12 protein-coding genes are annotated in these 17,879 nt (G+C 76.5%); 5 read left to right on the top strand and 7 right to left on the bottom strand.

What is annotated here, in order from left to right; translation table 11 throughout:
* Nucleotides 1-9 precede the first annotated feature (9 nt).
* Nucleotides 10-1,359, top strand: coding sequence for a streptophobe family protein (locus ACFW6A_RS21030; RefSeq protein ID WP_386641935.1), 1,350 nt, complete (start codon nucleotides 10-12; stop codon nucleotides 1,357-1,359).
* Between the two features lie 80 nt (nucleotides 1,360-1,439).
* Here ACFW6A_RS21030 and ACFW6A_RS21025 read toward each other — a convergent pair whose 3' ends face one another.
* From ACFW6A_RS21025 to ACFW6A_RS21015, 3 genes are all read right to left on the bottom strand, one after another.
* Nucleotides 1,440-2,441, bottom strand: a complete 1,002-nt coding sequence (locus ACFW6A_RS21025; RefSeq protein WP_386641932.1) for a serine/threonine-protein kinase — start codon at nucleotides 2,439-2,441, stop codon at nucleotides 1,440-1,442.
* Complete coding sequence (locus ACFW6A_RS21020; RefSeq protein ID WP_386641929.1) at nucleotides 2,441-3,268, bottom strand: hypothetical protein; 828 nt, start codon at nucleotides 3,266-3,268, stop codon at nucleotides 2,441-2,443. The genes ACFW6A_RS21025 and ACFW6A_RS21020 overlap by 1 nt, the downstream gene beginning before the upstream one ends.
* 120 nt (nucleotides 3,269-3,388) lie before the next feature.
* Entirely contained in the window at nucleotides 3,389-6,007 is a 2,619-nt protein-coding gene (locus ACFW6A_RS21015) for an FHA domain-containing protein (protein WP_386641926.1), read from the bottom strand.
* Between the two features lie 127 nt (nucleotides 6,008-6,134).
* On the opposite strand from ACFW6A_RS21015, the gene ACFW6A_RS21010 reads away from it, so the two are divergent.
* Nucleotides 6,135-6,785 (top strand): TetR/AcrR family transcriptional regulator, encoded by a 651-nt coding sequence (locus tag ACFW6A_RS21010; RefSeq protein ID WP_351856695.1) that lies wholly within the window; start codon nucleotides 6,135-6,137, stop codon nucleotides 6,783-6,785.
* On the opposite strand, the gene ACFW6A_RS21005 is transcribed toward ACFW6A_RS21010, so the two are convergent.
* Together ACFW6A_RS21005 and ACFW6A_RS21000 are read right to left on the bottom strand one after the other, a co-directional pair.
* Nucleotides 6,749-7,555, bottom strand: coding sequence for a class II aldolase/adducin family protein (locus ACFW6A_RS21005; protein WP_351856693.1), 807 nt, complete (start codon nucleotides 7,553-7,555; stop codon nucleotides 6,749-6,751). The two genes, ACFW6A_RS21010 and ACFW6A_RS21005, sit on opposite strands and share 37 nt — an antisense overlap.
* Before the next feature lie 268 nt (nucleotides 7,556-7,823).
* A complete protein-coding gene (locus ACFW6A_RS21000; RefSeq protein ID WP_351856691.1) occupies nucleotides 7,824-8,669 on the bottom strand; it encodes a DUF3626 domain-containing protein in 846 nt (281 codons plus the stop codon).
* A 186-nt stretch (nucleotides 8,670-8,855) separates the two neighbouring features.
* On the opposite strand from ACFW6A_RS21000, the gene ACFW6A_RS20995 reads away from it, so the two are divergent.
* Together ACFW6A_RS20995 and ACFW6A_RS20990 are read left to right on the top strand one after the other, a co-directional pair.
* Nucleotides 8,856-9,515 carry a ThuA domain-containing protein gene (locus ACFW6A_RS20995; RefSeq protein ID WP_386641921.1) on the top strand — a complete coding sequence of 220 codons (660 nt, stop codon included), beginning with the start codon at nucleotides 8,856-8,858 and terminating at the stop codon, nucleotides 9,513-9,515.
* A gap of 159 nt (nucleotides 9,516-9,674) precedes the next feature.
* On the top strand, nucleotides 9,675-11,072 hold the full coding sequence (locus ACFW6A_RS20990) for an NADP-dependent succinic semialdehyde dehydrogenase (RefSeq protein WP_386641918.1): 1,398 nt from the start codon (nucleotides 9,675-9,677) through the stop codon (nucleotides 11,070-11,072).
* 16 nt (nucleotides 11,073-11,088) lie between these two features.
* On the opposite strand, the gene ACFW6A_RS20985 is transcribed toward ACFW6A_RS20990, so the two are convergent.
* Nucleotides 11,089-11,685: a hypothetical protein gene (locus tag ACFW6A_RS20985; RefSeq protein WP_351856685.1), complete on the bottom strand. Its 597-nt coding sequence runs from the start codon at nucleotides 11,683-11,685 to the stop codon at nucleotides 11,089-11,091.
* A 169-nt stretch (nucleotides 11,686-11,854) separates the two neighbouring features.
* Nucleotides 11,855-13,939, bottom strand: a complete 2,085-nt coding sequence (locus ACFW6A_RS20980) for a SpoIIE family protein phosphatase (protein WP_351856683.1) — start codon at nucleotides 13,937-13,939, stop codon at nucleotides 11,855-11,857.
* A gap of 378 nt (nucleotides 13,940-14,317) precedes the next feature.
* On the opposite strand from ACFW6A_RS20980, the gene ACFW6A_RS20975 reads away from it, so the two are divergent.
* Nucleotides 14,318-17,878, top strand: a complete 3,561-nt coding sequence (locus ACFW6A_RS20975; RefSeq protein WP_386641913.1) for an ATP-binding protein — start codon at nucleotides 14,318-14,320, stop codon at nucleotides 17,876-17,878.
* Nucleotide 17,879 lies beyond the last annotated feature (1 nt).

The following is a 17,879-nucleotide window of genomic DNA, read 5'->3' as shown; positions in this document are numbered from 1 at the left end:
CGGACTAGCGTGGGCAGGGTGAGCACCCGGCTCCCCCACACCCCGCCCCCCGCCACCGGCCCGGACGCCCCCGGCGGCGCCCCGCCCCCCGCGGGACTCCGCATCGCCCTCCAGGCCCTCGCCGCCGTCGTCGCGGGCTACGCCGCCATGGGCGTCACCGCCGCCCTCGGGCTCTGGGCCGCCGGCGCGGCCGACCTGCCCGGGGGCTTCGCCGCCGTCCTCGCCGCCGTCGTCGTCATGGCCGCCGGCGGACAGGTCGAGATCGCCGGCTCGGCCGGCTCCCTCGCCGGCACCCAGGGCGAACTCACCGCGATGCCCCTCACCGTCACCCTGGTCGGCGCCCTCGTCACCGGCGCCGTCTTCCTCCGCCCCCTGCGCCACCACGCGGTCGCCAGGACCGGCGAGCTCGCGGCCCGCGCCGCCGCCGTCACGGTCCTGTGGCTGGCGGCCCTCGCCGGGCTCTGCGCCGCCGCCCGCCACGACTTCCCCCTCGACCTCGGCGCCGGCGACTCCCAGGAACCCCTCGCCGACCTCTTCGGCGAACTCATCGACGCGGCCGATCCCAGCGTCGGCTTCCGCGCCCTCGCCGGCCCCACCCTCGGCTACGGCCTCCTGTGGATCCTCGGCGTCCTCCTGGTCGCCCTCCTCGTCTCCCGCCGCAGCCCCCTGCCCGCCCGCCTGCTCCGCCACCAGGAGGCCGTGCGGCCCGCCGCCTCGGCGATGCTCCTGCTGCTCCTCGCGTACGTCGCCGTCGGCCTGGTCGTCGGTCTGGTCGTCGCCGCCACCAAGGGGCACGCCGCCGAGACCTTCGCCGTTCTCCTCCTGGGCCTGCCCAACGTCAGCTGGCTCGCCCTCGGCGTCGGCATCGGCGGCTCCTGGGAGGGCACGGTCGACGGCCCCTTCGGCCTCCCCATGCCGCAGATCCTCGACGCCGTCCTGCGCGGCGGCGCCGACGGCACCGACCTGTCCACCGTGGACCTGTCCTCGCTCGCCGCCCAGGACGGCCGCGCCTGGTGGCTGCTGCCCATCGCCGCCGTCCTCGTCCTCGGCGCGGCCTTCGCCGCCGCCGTACGCTCCCCGGCCCGCGTCCGGCCCTGGCAGCACGCCCTGCACCTCGGCGTCGCCTTCGCCCTGACGATGCTCGCCGTCGCGCCCCTCACCCTCGTCGAAGCCCGCTTCGGCCTGTCGGTCCTCGGCATCGGCGACCTGGCGGGCCTCGGCGGCGAGGTCGTCCTCCGGCCCGACCTCTGGCGCCTCGTCGGCTTCGCCCTCCTCTGGGGCCTCGTCGCGGGCTTCCTGGCCGGCCTGCTCGCCACCCGCGTGCGGCACCGGGGCCAGGTCCCGCCCCGCGACGGCTGAACCGGCCGCGGGCACCCGCGCGGGCCGGTGTTCCGCCGGCGACGAGGACCCGACGAGGACCCGCCGCGCGGGATCCGGCCTCACCGCCGGCGGAACACCGGCCGCGCCCACGCCGGAGGCTCCGGCGGCGGACCCGGCGCCCGGGCACCCGCCCCGGTCGCCGACACCGGGCCGCCGCCCGCGGCGCGCGCGAGTGCCGCCCGCAGCTCCGCGACGAACTCCAGGCACGTCCCGTACCGCTCCTCGGGCGTCTTCGCGAGCGCCCGCGCGAACACCGCGTCCACCCCCTCCGGCAGCCCCGGCCGGTGCTCGGCCAGCGGCGGCGGAGGGTCGTACTGCTGGGCCCACAGCACCGCCCAGTCGGTGTCCCGGCGGAACGGCGGCACCCCGGCCAGCGTCTCGAAGACCACGCACGCCAGGCTGTACACGTCACAGCGCCCGTCCACCGGCTTCCCCGAGATCTGCTCCGGCGCCACGTAGTCCAGCGTGCCCACGAACTCGCCCACCGTCGTGAACCCGGTCAGCGACAGCGACTTCTTCGTCAGCCCGAAGTCGGTCAGGTAGACGTGCTCCGGATGGTCCCGGTCGGTGCCCTCCGCGACCAGGATGTTCCCCGGCTTCACGTCCCGGTGGACCAGGTCGTGGGCGTGCGCCGCGTCCAGCGCCGACGCCACCTGCGCCGCGATCCGGCCCGCCGTCGCCGGCGGCAGCGGGCCCTCCCGCGCCAGCAGCGCCACCAGGTCCTGCCCGGCCACGTACCGCATCGCGATGTAGAGGACCCCCTCCGTCTCGCCCGCCTCGAAGACCGGCACGATGTGCGGGTGGTCGATCGAGGCGGCCACCCGCGACTCGTGCGCGAACCGCTTCCGGAAGGTGTCGTTGCGCGCCAGCTCCGGCGCGAGCAGCTTCAGCGCGACCGTCCGGTCCAGCCGCAGGTCCCGCGCCCGGTACACGACGGCCATCCCGCCGCGCCCGATCTCGGCCTCCACGCGGTAGCCCGCGATCTCCTTCCCGGCCAGCCCCGAGGGCCGCCCCGCCGGGAACCCGGCGTCCCGCGCCCCGCCGCCGCCCGCGCCCGCCATCAGCGCCCGTCCTCCGCGTCAGGAGGCCGGTCGACGATCCGGGTGGGCGGCGGCCCGGCGGCCGCCGCCGGATCCACCCGGGGCACCACCCGCGTCGGTTCGTACGCGACGGGTGCGGGTCCGGTCTCCGGTACGGGCTCCGCCTCCGCCGCCCGGGCCTCCGCCGGTCCCTCCGCCGGATCCACCTGGGGCACCACCTGCGTCGGTTCGTACGCGACGGGTGCGGGTCCGGTCTCCGGTACGGGCTCCGCCTCCGCCGCCGGCTCGGAAACCGGCTCCGGGGCCGGGCGCGGGCCCGGAGCCGGCGCGGCGGTCCGGGACGGGCCGGCGGAGGCCGCGTACGTCGTCAGGCCCACCCCGTCGCAGAACACCCAGCGCTCGTGCTCCGCGTCGTACAGCCACACCGACTCCCCATCGACGACCATCCCGACCCGCAGCCCGCGCGTCCGCCGCCGGAAGACCTCCCCGTCCGCCCGCCCCGCCGCCAGCTCCTCCACGGCCCGCCGGTAGCGGCCCAGGGCGTCCTCGGCCCGCGCGATGAGCGGCCGCGGATCCGCCGTGCGGGCGAGCGCGGGGCCCGCCGCCGGGGGATCGTCGGGCACCGCGACCAGGAGCCGCGCGTCCACCCACGCCGACCAGCCGTTCGAGCAGAGCACCCGCCCCCAGTCACCGGCCCGTTCCATGAGCCGCACCGGCAGGAAGGCGTCCAGCGGCACCGTCGGATACCCCGGGTCGGGGGCCTGCCAGGCGGAGAGGCCGCCGCGCGGGACGACGTGGGTGGGGCGGAAGTCGACCGCGTACAGGACGTCGGATCCGACGTCCGGCACGGGGGACCCGTGGTCCGGAAGACCGGATCCGGCATTCGGATTCGGATTCGGCATAGGGGATCCGGATCCGAAGTCCGGTCCGGGGCCGGGAACGCTCACCGCCTCACCTCCTGATCGCGGTCACCGCCGCATCACGACGGGTTCGTGCCGGCGCAGCAACCGGGACACGGCGAGACCGAGGGCCAGGCAGAGCACGACCATCATGCCCATGTCGAAGAGCCAGGCCGCCGCCGTGTGGTCCATGAGCGGATCGGCGGTCTTCTCGCTCGGCGCCACCGCCCCGATGTCGATCGTCGCACCCATCGCCGCGAACGCCCACCGCGACGGCACCAGCCAGGCCAGCTGCTCCAGGACCGGGGTCCCCCGGACGTTCAGCAGGGCGCCGCAGAACACCACCTGGACGATGGCGAGGAGGACGAGGAGGGGCATCGTCACCTCCTCCTTGCGGACCAGCGCCGACACCAGCAGGCCGAGCATCATCGCGGTGAAGGCGAGGAGGGCGACGGCGAGCGTGATCTCGACGAGCGGGGGCATCAGGACGCCCCTGCCGTCGGGCACGTTGAGCGGTACGCCGACCAGGGCGACCAGGGTCAGCACCACCGCCTGCACCACCGTCACGGTGCCGAGGACGACGACCTTGGAGGCGAGGTAGGCGGAACGGGACAGGCCGACGGCTCTCTCCCGGCGGTAGATCGACCGCTCCTTCACCAGCTCGCGGACGGCGTTCGCCGCGCCGGTCAGGACCCCGCCGACGCAGAGGATCAGCAGCACGTTCAGGGTGGACTCGGGGTTGAGGCTGCCCTCGGACAGGGCCCGGGCCATGGCGCCCATCACGAACGGCAGCGCGACCATGATGGCGAGGAAGGTGCGGTCGGCGGCGAGCGCGGCGGTGTAGCGCCGCACCAGCGTCCGCAGCTGCCCGCCCCAGCTCTGCGCCTTCGGTGGCGGGGCCGGCGCGCCCGGGGGAGCCGCCGACGCCCCGGCTCCCGCGCCGGGGGCGGGCACGGGGGCGTACGGCCGGACGGTCGCGTCCTCGATGTACCTCCGGTGGAAGCGCGACCCCCGGTACTGCCCCGCCCAGTCGCGGTCCCGCTCCGTCTCGAACGCCTCGAAGGCCTCCGGCCACTGGTCGAAGCCGAAGAAGGACAGGGTGTCACCGGGCGGCCCGTAGTAGGCGACCCGGCCGCCCGGGGCGAGCACGAGGAGCCGGTCGCAGACGTCGAGGCTCAGCACGCTGTGGGTGACCACGACGACCGTGCGCCCGTCGTCCGCGAGCCCGCGCAGCATGTGCATCACCGAGCGGTCCATGCCGGGGTCGAGGCCGGAGGTCGGCTCGTCGAGGAAGAGCAGCGAGGGCTTGGTCAGCAGCTCCAGGGCGACGCTGACCCGCTTGCGCTGCCCGCCGGAGAGGCTGTGGATCGGCTGGTCGGCCCGCTCGGAGAGCCCCAGTTCGCCGATCACCTCCTCCACGCGCGCGCGGCGCTCGGCGGGCGCGGTGTCCCCGGGGAAGCGCAGCTCGGCGGCGTACGCGAGGGCGCGCCGGACGGTCAGCTGGAGGTGCAGGATGTCGTCCTGGGGGACGAGCCCGATGCGCTGGCGCAGCTCGGCGTAGTCCCGGTAGAGGTCGCGGCCGTCGTAGAGGACCGTGCCCCGGTCGGCGGGCCGCTGCCCGGTGAGCGCGCCGAGCAGCGTCGACTTGCCGGCCCCGGACGGGCCGACGACCGCGAGCAGCGACTTCTCGCCGACCGGGAAGGAGACCCCGTCGAGGAGGGTCTTGCGGCCGCGGTCGACGGTGACGGCCAGCTCCTGCACGTCGAGCGAGATCTCGCCGGTGTCCGTGAACTCGACCAGCTGCCCGCCGGCCAGGCAGAACGCGCTGCGCCCGATGCCGACGATGTCGTCGGCCGTGACCCTTACGGGCTCGACGACGGGACGGCCGTTGAGAAAGGTGCCGTTGTGGCTGCCGAGGTCGTGGATCCAGTACGTCCCGTCGGGCCGGGCGAGGAGTTCCGCGTGGTGCCGCGAGACCACGAGGTCGGCGACGACGACGTCGTTGTCCGGCGCCCGCCCGATCCGCACGGTGTGCTCGGGCAGCGGCCGCACCGCCGTCGGCCGCCGGAAGGTCCCCGTCGCCCCGGGCCGCGACACCCCCGAGGGCGAGGGCGAGGGCGAGGGTGACGGAGACGGGGCCGCCGGGGCCGCCGGGGCCGCCGGGGCCGCCGGGGCCGCGGCGTCCGTGCCGGCCGCGGCCAGGTCGGCTGCGGACAGGTCGGCCGCGGGCCGGACCGGGGGAGTCTCGGAAGGCGGTGGGGGAGGGGGCGGCGCGGGCGCGGGCCGCTCGGGACGCGGGGCGGGCTCCACGGGCCGTCCCACGGGTGCGGCGGGCCGCTCAGGGGCGGCGGCCCCCGGATCGTCCGCTGGTGCGGTGAGGACCGCGCGGGGGCCGTCCTGCGGATGGCCGAAGCGGACGACCGTGCCCGGGCCGACGACCCGGGGGAGCCGCACCCGCACGCCGTCCGCGTAGGTGCCGTTGGTGCTGTCCTCGTCCGCGAGCGTCCACTGGCCGCCGGCGGCGCGGAGCACCGCGTGGTGCCAGGACGCCCGGGCGTCGGCGAGCACGACGTCGCTGGTGGGATCACGCCCGACGCGGTAGACGCGGCCCGGGTCCATCCGTGTCGTGACGCCGTCGACGAGGAGGACCAGGCCGGGTGCGGCGGGCGCTACCGGCCGCTCTCCCATGCGTGAATCCTATCCGCCGGGGCCCGGGACCGCCCGGCGCCGGAGCCGGGGGCGGGGGCGCCGGGCGCGGGTAGGGTGGGCGCCGGGCGGCGCGGGGAGCGGCGCCGGACGGACAAGGGAGGCGGACGTGCCGAAGGGCGTCACGAGGCGGCGGCCGCGCACTCGGGCGGCGCTCCTGAAGGCCGCGCTGGAGGCCTTCGCCGAGCACGGTTTCCACGCCACCACCATCGAGCAGGTCTGCGAGCGCGCCGGCTACACGCGGGGCGCGTACTACTCGAACTTCGCCAGCAAGGAAGAACTCTTCCTCGCCCTCTTCGACGAGCACAGCGAGCGCACCGTGGCCCGGCTCGCCGCGTCCATCGACGCCCTCGCCGCGGAGGAGTACACCCTCGCGCGGCTCGCCGAACTGGCCGCCACGATCGAGCCGGACGAGCGCGACTGGTACCTGGTCACCACCGAGTTCACCCTGCACGCCATCCGCGACCCGCAGGCCGCCTGGGTGCTGGCCCGGCACGACGAGCGGCTGCGGGCCGAGATCGCCCGCGGCCTCACCCTGGTGCTGCGCCGGGCGGGCCGCGAACTGACCGTGGACGCCGACCGGTTCGCCCGGCTCCTCATCGCCCTGCGCGAGGGCGGCCTCGCGCAGAGCTACGTGGAGCCGGAGGCGCTGCCGCCGGGCGACCTGGAGCGGGAGTTCCTGCCCCCGCTCCTGGAGGCCTCGACCCGGCCCGCGCCGCCGCCTCAGTCGAAGAGGTCCGGGTCGGACGCCGTGATCTGATCCCACAGCGGCCGGGCCTGGAACCAGCCGGCCAGGTGACCGCCGATCTGCCCCCGGGTGAGCAGCGCCGTCTCCCGGTCGATGAGCTGCGGCGTACCGGCGGCCATGGCGAGCAGCTGCGCCTGGCAGGACCGCTCCATGGTGACGAACCACCAGACCGCCTCGGCGACGGAGTGACCCACCGTCAGCAGCCCGTGGTTCTTCAGGATCACCGCCTTGTGGTCGCCGAGCGCCTTGGCGACCCGCTCGCCCTCCTCGGTCTCGTTCACCACGCCCCGGTAGTCGTCGTAGATCCCGTGGTCCTCGAAGAAGGCGCAGGCGTCCTGGGTGATCGGGTCGAGCGGGATGCCCAGGCTGGAGAACGCCTTGCCGTGCAGCGAGTGCGAGTGCGCGGCGGCGACCGCGTCGGGGCGGGCCGCGTGGACGCGGGAGTGGATGACGAAGGCGGCCCGGTTCACCGGCCGGCGCCCCTCCAGGACCCGTCCCTCGTGGTCCACGAGGATCAGGTCTGAGGCCTTGATCTGGCCGAAGCTCATGCCGAAGGGATTGACCCAGAAGGCGTCCGGGTCGCCCGGGTCGCGGACGGTGATGTGCCCGGCCACCCCCTCGGAGAACCCGAACCGCCCGAAGATCCGGAACCCGGCGGCCAGTTGCTCCTTGCGGTACCTGCGCTCCTCCTCGACGCTCCCGAAGCTCGGCGGGAGCGGCAGCTCCACCCCGTCGGGCAGCGGCCCCACGGCGGCGGCGAGGGCGGGCGGCACGGTGCTCATGGCGACTCCAGGGATGCGGAGGTGGGTGCGCGGCGAGCCGAAAAGATACAGCCGCGTATCCGGTACATCAATGCACCGGGGGGGGTTCCGCCGGGCCGCGGGGCCGCGGGGCCCCGGTGCCCGGTCGGCTCCTCGGCCGGCGGGGGCACCGGAGGGACCGGCGGGGGCACCGGAGCGGGAGGCGCGGCACCGGGCGGTCGGCGCGGCTACCGGGGCGGGAGGCGCGGCACCGAGGGGCCGACGCGGTTACCGGGGCGGGAGGCGCGGGTCAGGCGTTCGGGGCGCCGAAGCGGGCCAGGTAGTGCCAGACCCGCTTGACGTCCTGGGGGTCGTACGCCCCCGACAGGGACGCGTCCTGGACGATCCGCGGGTCCAGGTGGCCGTCGACGGCGATGCGGGCGCCCAGTTCGACGTACTCGGGACCGCGGAAGTCGGGGTGGCGGCGCAGTTCGGCGACGGAGAGGCGGAAGCCGCCGTGCCACTCGACGGGGCACGGCAGGCGGCGGGCCGCCTCCTCCACCTCGGTGCCCCGGTGGCTGGGGTCCAGGACCAGCGCCTCCACGTCCCGCGCCAGTTCGACCGGTCCGTGCACCTGCGCCTCGACGTAGTCGTCCAGCGGGTCGCTCTCGTCGGCCTCCGCCAGTGCCACCAGTGCCATCCGGGACGCCACGCCGAAGTCCGCGGGCTCCAGGAAGCTGTCGGGGTAGCAGAAGCTGGTCCGGGCGGCGGCCTCCGGCGTCAGCCGCAGGTGTGCGGAGCCGAAGCGGGGCGCGGCGCCGTACGGGCGGCGGCGGAAGTCCAGCGCGCCGTAGACCGGCCGTTCGTGCGCGGGCGCCTCGTCGTACGCGCCGCCGAAGATGCGGCTCTCCCAGTTCCAGCGGTCGCCGCCGGGCCGGGCGGTGAGCCCGCCGTTGCTGGTGCCGGTCACGAACTGCGAGCGGTAGACGCCCTCGTCGGCCAGCCGGTCCAGGAAGTGCGGGTGGAAGTTGAGCGTCACGCGCAGCGCCGGGTCCATCGGGGCCCCCGACGAGCGGGCCTCCACGTGGGCGAGGGCCCGCCGGGCCGCGTCGTGGAGCCGGAGGGGGGCGGGGCGGGATGCGGAGGTCGTCGTCATGCGGCGAGTCTGCCCGAGCCGCCGGGCTTGCGGCGCGGGGTTTTCGCTGGTTACGGTCGCACCGAGCGGAAAGAAAGCGCTTACTCCCCTGCTTCCCCCGCACCCCCGACGCCGTCGGACCTCCCCGCACGCCCCGACCCCCTACCCTTCAGGCCCCTTCACACGCCCCCGACCCAGGAGCCTCCCGTGCCCACCGCCGACGTCCTCGTCTACACCCGCACCGCCGGGTACCGGCACGCGTCCATCCCCGACGGGGCCGCCGCCCTCGCCGGGCTCGCCGCCGCGCGCGGCCTCACCGCCGAGACCACCGAGGACCCCGCCGCCTTCTCCGGCGCGGGGCTCGCCGGCCGGGCCCTCGTCGTCCTGCTCTCCACCACCGGGACCGTCCTCACCCCGGAGGGCCGCACCGCCCTGGAGGCGTACCTGCGCGCAGGCGGCGCCCTGCTCGCCGTCCACGCCGCCGCCAACGCCGAACCCGACTGGCCCTTCTACGGCGACCTCCTCGGCACCCGCTTCGCCGGCCACCCGCCCCTCCAGCCCGGCGCCGTCCTCGTCGAGGACGCCGGCCACCCCGCCTCCGCCCCGCTGCCGCCCCGCTGGGAGTGGACGGACGAGTGGTACGAGTACACCTCCCACCCGCGCGCCTCGGGCGTCCACGTCCTGCTGTGCGCCGACGAGACCGCGTACGAGGGCGGCACGCTCGGCGACGACCACCCCCTCGCCTGGTGCCGCACCGTCGACCGGGGCCGGTTCCTCTTCACCGCCCTCGGCCACGCCCCCGAGGCGTACCGCGACCCCGTCCTCCTCGCCCACCTCGACGGAGCCCTCGCCTGGCTCCTCTGCTGAGCCACGCGCGCGTGCGTCACGGCAGCCGGTCCAGGGCCGTCTCGACGTCCTCCGGCTGAGCCACGCGCGCGTGCGTCACCCCACCGCACCCGCCCCCCTTGCGCGCCGGCCCCGGAAGCGGGAGGTTTCCCGTGGGGGCCGACGCATGAGGAGAAGGCCATGGCCATCGCCACGGTGAACCCCGCCACAGGCGAGACGCTGCGCACCTACGACGCCCACGGGCCGGAAGAGGTGGAACGGCGGATCGCGGCCGCCCACGAGGCGTTCCGCCACTGGCGCACGACCCCCTTCGCCGAACGGGCCCGGCTGCTGCGCGCCGCCGCCACGCTCCTCGACGAGGACACCGAGGACATCGCCCGCACCATGACGCTGGAGATGGGCAAGCCGCTCACCGCCTCCCGCGCCGAGGCGGGCAAGTGCGCCAAGACCATGCGCTGGTACGCCAAGCACGCCGAGGAACTGCTCGCCGACGAGCACCCGGCCGAGAGCGACGTCCGGGACTCCGGCGCCGACCGGGCCCGCGTCCACTACCGGCCCCTCGGCCCGGTCCTCGCCGTGATGCCCTGGAACTTCCCCCTCTGGCAGGTGATCCGCTTCGCCGCCCCCGCCCTCATGGCCGGCAACACCGGACTCCTCAAGCACGCCTCCAACGTGCCCAGGACCGCCCTCTACCTCGGCGACCTCTTCCGCCGCGCCGGCTACCCCGACGGCTGCTTCCAGACCCTCCTCATCGGCTCCGCCGAGGTCGAGGACGTCCTGCGCGACCCCCGGGTGGCCGCCGCCACCCTCACCGGCAGCGAACCCGCCGGCCGGGCCGTCGCCGCCGTCGCAGGGGACGTCGTCAAGAAGACCGTCCTGGAGCTCGGCGGCAGCGACCCGTACATCGTGATGCCCTCCGCGGACATCGTCCGGGCCGTGAAGACCGCCGTCACCGCGCGCGTGCAGAACAACGGCCAGTCCTGCATCGCCGCCAAGCGGTTCATCGTCCACGAGGACGTCTACGAGGACTTCACCGAACGCTTCACCGCCGCCATGAACGCCCTCACCGTCGGCGACCCCCTCGACGAGTCCACCGACGTCGGCCCGCTCGCCACCGAGAAGGGCCGCGCCGACCTGGAGGAACTCGTCGACGACGCCGTACGCCTCGGCGCCACCGCCCTCTGCGGCGGCCACCGCCCCGAGGAGCCGGAGCTCGCCCGCGGCTGGTACTACCGGCCCACCGTCCTCACCGGCATCACCCCCGCCATGCGGATCCACCAGGAGGAGACCTTCGGACCCGTCGCCACCGTCTACGCCGTGCGGGACGCCGAGGAGGCGGTGGCCGTCGCCAACGACTCGCCGTTCGGGCTCAGTTCCAACGTGTGGACCCGGCGCGACGAGGACGTCGACTTCTTCGTCCGCGACCTCCAGGCCGGCGGCGTCTTCGTCAACGGCATGACCGCCTCCCACCCGGCGCTCCCCTTCGGCGGCGTCAAGCGCTCGGGCTACGGCCGCGAGCTGTCCGGCCACGGCATCAAGGAGTTCTGCAACGCCACCACGGTCTGGCAGCGCGCCTGACACCGCCCGGCGGACGTCACGCGAACCACTCCCGCACCACGTCGTCCGCCCCGTAGTTCTCGCGGAACTCCCGGTCCTGCCGCGTGCACGGGTTCTCCAGCCCCTCCGCCTCGGCGACCGCGCGCCGCCACCGCGCGTCGCCCGGGGCCCGGCCGCGCAGCTCCTCCACCGCGACCGCGTCGTAGGACGACTCCCCCGTGAACCTCAGCGGGGACAGCGACACGGCATAGCGGCCGCCCGGCTCCAGCGTCGCCCAGAACTCCTCGTGCTCCCCGGCGACCTGCTCCACCTCCACGGTGCTCCCCGGCGCGAACCGGCCGCGGAGCGGATCCCGGTGCACGAACCGGGTGTCGACCGACAGACGGGCCCGGACCACCCGCTCCTCCGCGCGGCCCCCGCCGCCCGGCCGCCGGTACGTCCACACCTCCCCGACCGTCCCCGCCACCAGCGCACGGGAGTCGGCGGCGACGTGCGCCGCGTCCTCGCGCCCGTACGCGCAGAAGCAGGAGATGACGTCGGTGTGCGCCGCGACCTCGGCGGCGTACCACCACGTCAGCCCGCCGGCGGCGAGGACGATCCCGAGCGAGGACAGCAGGAGGGTGCGCTTCTTCACGGACCGCTCAACGAGCCGGCGCCGCCCAGGTCGCGCCGGCCGCTCCCGCGCTCCCGCGCTCGCTCCCGCGCTCGCTCCCGCGCGGAACGCGATCGGCCCGGCACCGCCACGCCGGAGCGCCGGCACACCCCGACGCCGGAACGCCGGCGCAGGGGCCGCGACCCGCTCCTCAGCCGCCCGGCGCCGACACGTCCGCGCGCACCGGCGCCGGCCCGATCTCGCACCACACCGCCTTGCCCTCGCCGCGCGGCTCCACGCCCCAGCGCGAGGCCAGCGCGTCCATCAGGAGCAGCCCACGGCCCGAGGTCGCCGCCTCGCCCGGGGTGCGCCGCCGGGGCCAGGCGCTCGACCGGTCCTGCACGGAGAGCCGCACCCGCCGCACCGGCTCGGGCAGCACCTCCAGGGTCAGCACCGCGCCGCCCTCGGTGTGCAGCAGCACGTTCACCAGCAGCTCGCCCGTCAACAGCTCGGCGTCGTCGGCGATCTCCGGCATCCCCCAGTCCCGCAGCGCCTGACCCACGGCCGCCCGCGCGTCCGACAGGCCCTGCGGGTCGGCCTGGTGGATGTACTGGTGGATGCGCGGCGCCCGCTGCGTGCCCGGGTCCGGACTCCGCCGCAGCACCAGCAGCGCCACGTCGTCGCCCGAGCCCCACCGCTCCCACAGCCGCTCCGACAGGTGGTCGGCCAGCGCCTCCGCCTGCGGCGGACCGCTGCTCACCGCCTCCGACAGGGCCGCGAGCCCCGCCTCGATGTCGGTGCCCGGCTGCTCGACGAGCCCGTCCGTGCACAGCACCAGCGTTTCGCCCGGCACCAGGTCGAGCCGGGTCTCCGGGAACTCCTCCTCGCCGAACACGCTGGCGAGCCCCAGCGGCAGGCCGCCGCGCAGCTTCGGCTGCCCCACCCGCCCGTCGGTGTGCCGGATCAGCGGCCCCAGATGCCCGGCCCGCACCGCCCGCACCGTGCCGCTCGCCAGGTCCACCTGCGCGTAGGTGCAGGTCGCGAAGCGGTTGGTGTCCAGCTCGGCGAGGAAGCGGGAGGCCCGGGCGAGCACCGTCGACGGGGCGTGGCCCTCGCCCGCGTACGCCCGCAGCGCGATCCGCAGCTGGCCCATGATGGCCGCCGCGTGGGTGTCGTGGCCCTGCACGTCACCGACGACGACCCCGACCCGGCCGCGCGGCAGCGCGATCACGTCGTACCAGTCCCCGCCGACCTGCCGGCCGCTCCACGCCGCGTGGTAGCGGACCGCGATCTCCCCGCCGGTGATCTCCGGGATCCGGCGCGGCAGCATCGTCTCCTGGAGCCCGGTGGCCAGCTCCCGCTCCTCGTCGAAGAGGATCGCCCGCTGGAGCGACTGGGCGACGATCGCGGCGAGCCCCAGCGCCAGGTTCCGCTCGTCGGCCGTGAACGCCGTCCGGCCGCGGTAGAACAGCGCCATGCCGCCCAGCGAACGCGCCTGCGCCACCAGCGGCAGATAGCACGCGGCCCGGAACGGCAGGCGTTCCAGATACGGCGCCAGCTCCGGGAAGTCCCGCCCCAGCGAGGCGAACGAGGACACGAACCGCGGCCGGCCGCTCAGCACCGCCTCCGCCAGCGGAAGCCCCCGGTCGAGCCGCCGGGTCCGCAGCCCGTCCAGCACGTCCAGCGAGTCCCCGCTCAGCGCGATCACGTTCAGCGAGCCGTTCTCGACCAGACCGAGCGCCAGACCGTCCGCCCCCAGCCGCGCCAGGCCGCCCGGCCCCGTCAGCGACGCCGTCACGTCGTCCACCGTGACGGCCCGCGACAGGGCGTGCGTGGTCCGCTCCACGATGCTCGTCTGCATCTCGCGGCGCTTCTCCAGCTGCTGCACGAAGGCCGCGTGCGACACCTCGGCCGTGGTGTCCCGCACCGCCCCCACGATCCGGTGCGCCCGCCCGTCCCCGTCCCGCAGGATCCGGGCCAGCACGTGCGTCCAATGGGGTGTCCCGTCGTCCTGCGGGATCGGGAAGTGGGTGCTGTACGAGGTGTGGCCGCCGGTCACCGCCGCCCGCACCACGTGGTCCAGACGCATCCGCTCCACCTGGTCGAGCCGCGCCACCAGGCTCGTCGGCCGCCCGTCGAAGCCCTCCGGGGGCACACCGAAGACCAGCAGCCCGGACGCGTCGACATCGATGGTGCCCGTGTCGAGATCCCAGTCGAAGCTGCCGGTCCGGTTCATGGCGAGCCACTCGGCGGGCCCGATCCCGCCATCGCGCGCACGCGGATCGTCATCGGTCATCCCCCCCATTGTCGAACCCGCACCCCGCCGACGCCATGCCTGCGACACGGCGCGGCGCACCGGCCCCCGCCCGGAGGAGGCGGAACCGCACCGCCCGAACCACCCCGCCCCCACCCTCGGGGCTGTCGGTCGGGTGGGCCATAGGGGCGGCTCCGGGGTACCGGTCGGGCGGAGCCGCATCGGCCCTCGGGCCACCGGTCGGGCGGAGCCGTACGGCCCCCCGGACCACCGGCCGCGTGGAGCTGTACCGCCCCGGACCATCCGCCGCGCGGAGTCCGTACCGCCCCTGGTCGGCCGGCCGGGCGGAGGTGCGCGGCCCGGCGGCCGGGAGGGCCGGAGGAGGGCGGGGGGCTCGGGCGGCCGGGGCAGAATGGGGCGGTGCAGCCCACCTACCGCGTCCTCGGCCCAGGCCGGGCCCGCCGCGCCGACGGCACGGAGGGGCCCGTTCGGGGCGCCCGTCTCGCCGCCCTCTTCGCGGCGCTCGCCGCCGCGGGGGGCCGGACCGTCGGGGCCGCCGCCCTCGCCGACCGGGTGTGGGCCGACGGGACCACCGCCCCCGAGGAGCCCGCCGCCGCGCTCCAGGCCCTCGTCGCCCGGCTCCGCCGGACCCTCGGCGCCGGGGCCGTCGTCTCGGAACCGGGCGGCTACCGCCTCGGCGCGGCCCGTGAGGACGTGGACCTGTTCCGTTTCGAGCGGCTCGCCGCCGAGGGGTCGGCCGCGCTGGCGGCGGGGGAGGCGGGTCGTGCGGTGGCGCTCCTCGACGAGGCGCTGGGGCTCTGGTCGGGGCCTGCCCTCGCCGACCTGCCCGACCGCGCCGCCGACCCGCTCGTCGTGCGCGTCGAGCGACGCCACGCGGACGCCCGCCGTGCCCGGCTCGCCGCCGGTCTCGCCCTCGGCCGGGCCGCCGAGGTCCTGCCCGAGCTGACCGCGCTCTGCGCGGACCGGCCGCTCGACGAGTCCGTGCAGGTGCTGCGGCTGCGTGCGCTGCGGGAGGCGGGGCGGGCGGCGGAGGCGCTGGCGGGGTACGAGGAGGTGCGCCGGACGCTGGCCGACCGGCTCGGTGCCGACCCCGGGCCCGAGCTGCGCGCCCTCCATCGGGAGCTGCTCGCCGGGACCCGCCCCGAAGCCCCCGCCCGCCGGGAGCCGGCGCTCCCCGCCCGCCTCACCTCCTTCATCGGCCGCGAGGAGGAACTCTCGGCCCTTTCGGACGAGTTGCCGTCCGCGCGGCTGGTGACCCTGCTCGGGCCCGGCGGCGTCGGCAAGACCCGGCTGGCCCTGGAGGCGGCGGAGGCGTACGACGGCGAAGGCATCGTCCGTCTCGCCGAACTCGCGGCCGTGCGCGAGGAGTCGGAGGTCCCGGGCGCCGTCCTCACCGCCCTCGGCGCCCGCGAGACGATGCTCCGCGGCTCCGACGGACTCCTCGGCGGCGATCCGCTGTCGCGTCTGGTGGAGCACTGTGCGGGGCGGCGGATGCTGCTGCTCCTGGACAACTGCGAGCACGTGGTGGGGGCGGCGGCCCGGCTTGCGGAGGCGGTGCTGGCCCGGTGTCCGGGGGTGCGGGTGCTGGCGACGAGCCGGGAGCCGCTGGGGGTGCCGGGGGAGCGGTTGCGGCCGCTGGGGCCGTTGCCGGAGGCGACGGCGCTGCGGTTGCTGGGTGAGCGGGGTGCGGCGGCGCGGCCGGGTTTCGACGTGGAGCGGGACGTGGCGGCGGGGCGGGAGGTCGTGCGGCGGCTGGACGGGCTGCCGTTGGCGATCGAGCTGGCGGCGGCGCGGTTGCGGGTGTTGTCGGTGCGGCAGATCGCGGAGCGGCTGGACGACCGGTTCCGGTTGCTGACGTCGGGGGCGCGGACGGTGCTGCCGCGGCAGCAGACGTTGCGGGCGGTGGTGGACTGGTCGTGGGATCTGTTGGAGGGGCCGGAGCGGGCGGTGCTGCGGCGGTTGGCGGTGTTCGCGGGCGGGTGTGATCTGGAGGCGGCGGAGGCGGTGTGTGCCGGGCCGGAGGGCGCGGAGGTGCTGGACGTGCTGGGTGCGCTGGTGGACAAGTCGCTGGTGGTGGCGGCGCCGGGGGAGCGCGGGATGCGGTTCCGGTTGTTGGAGACGGTGGCCGAGTACGCGGGGGAGCGGCTGGACGAGGCGGGGGAGCGGGCGGCGGTCGAGCGGGCCCACCTCACGTACTACCGCGAACTCGCCCGCACCCAGGACCCCGCGCTCCGCGGCCCCCGCCAGGCCACCGCCCTCGCCCTCTTCGAGCGCGAGCACGACAACCTGCGGACCGCCCTGCGGACGGCCGTCGCCGCCGGCGAGGAGCAGGAGGTCCTGTGCCTGGTCCACTCCCTCGCCTGGTTCTGGCAGCTCCGCAACCACCAGCACGACTCCCGCACCTGGACCGCCGCCGCCGGCCGCTTCGGCCCCGACCCCTTCGACCCGCCCGTGCGGCCCGCCGAGCCCTTCCCCGGCCGCTGCCACGACGTGCCGCCGCCCTGGACGGGCGAGCGGCTGCGGGAGGCCAGGCGCGGCGTCCGGCTGTACGCGCTCGCCGCCCAGGGCGGGTCCGGCGCCACCGCCATGGAAGAGGACGCCCGGGTCCGCGACCGGCTCCACCGGATCGCCGCCGCCTACCGGCCCGGCCTGCCGCAGACCTGCCGGCAGCCCGGCACCGTCTGGTTCTTCGCCCGGCTCATGACCGGCGGGCTCACCGGCCTGGACACCACCCTCGGCCTCCTCGTCGACGCCTGCCGCGCCGACGGCGACCCCTGGGACCTGGCCTTCGCGCTGCTCATGCGGGCCAGGCTGGCCGGCGAAGGCCCCGAGGAGGCCGCCGAGGCCCTCGCCCTGTTCGAGGAGGCGCGGGACGCCTGGGGCATCGCGGAGTCCCTCGCGGCCCGCGGCGAGGCGTACGAACGCGCCGGGAGGCTCGCCGAGGCGGCCGGGGACCTCGGCCGGGCCGCCGCCGCGGCCGGGGAGGCGGGCGCCCGCTCGCAGGTGCCGGTCTTCACCGCCCGCCTCGCCGCCGTACGCCTCCGGCTCCGCCCCGACGGCGACGAGGAGGCGGAACGGCTCCTCGTCCGCTCCGCGGAGGAGGCCGCCCGCTGGGGCGCGGAGGCCGCCGGCAGCGGCCGGCTGCTGCTGGCCCAGCACTACGCCCACACCGGCCGCACCGGTCTCGCGCAGGAGCAGCTGGGCCGCGCCGAGACCGAGTTCGGCGACCACACCCCCGCCCTGTTCTGGGGGCTCGTCGGCGGGATGCGGGCCTGGGTCGACTGCCTGGACGGCGCCCACGACCGCGCCCTGGCCCGGCTCGGCCGCGCCGTCGACGACCTGGAGACGCTGGCCCACCTGGTGGCGCCGTACCTGCTCGTCGCCCAGCTCGCCACGGGCGCGTGGGCGCTAGGCGGCCGTGCGGGCCCCGGCGACGCGCGCACGGGAGCCCTGCTCCTCGGCGCGTACGACGCCCACGACGCCGGCGGGCGGGGCGGCGGCTTCCGCCCGTACACCTCCCGGACCGAGGAGCTGATCCGGCGGGGCGCCGGGTCCGCCGTGCGGGCCGGGCTCACCGAGGGGGAGTACGCCGACGCGTACGCGGCCGGCCGGGCGCTCCCGGTGGCGGAGGCGGCCGCGCTGCTGCGGCGGGCGGCGGAGGGCGCCGGACCCGCGCCGGGCGCCCGGATGCGGGGCGCGGGGCCGGACACGACAATGGCCAGTGCCGGGACCCACCCGCAGAAGCATGGAGGAGACGGCATGAACGCTGAGCCCGACGAGAAGTCCCGGGGGGACGTACCGACCCCCGACCGGCTGCTGCACTCCGGTTCGGAGGGCGAGTTCACGGCGGAGGACGTGGTGCTCGCCTCCGGCCGCGACGTGACGCCCCAGACGCTGGCCTGGGCCGAACGCAGGATGGCGGAGAAGGGCCGCGCCTCCCTGGACGAACTCCTTCCGTAGA

This window comes from Streptomyces sp. NPDC058758, from assembly GCF_042746075.1.
Lineage (GTDB): Bacteria > Actinomycetota > Actinomycetes > Streptomycetales > Streptomycetaceae > Streptomyces.
The sequence above is the reverse complement of the archived record's forward strand: the minus strand, read 5'-3'. Positions and strand labels throughout refer to the sequence as shown.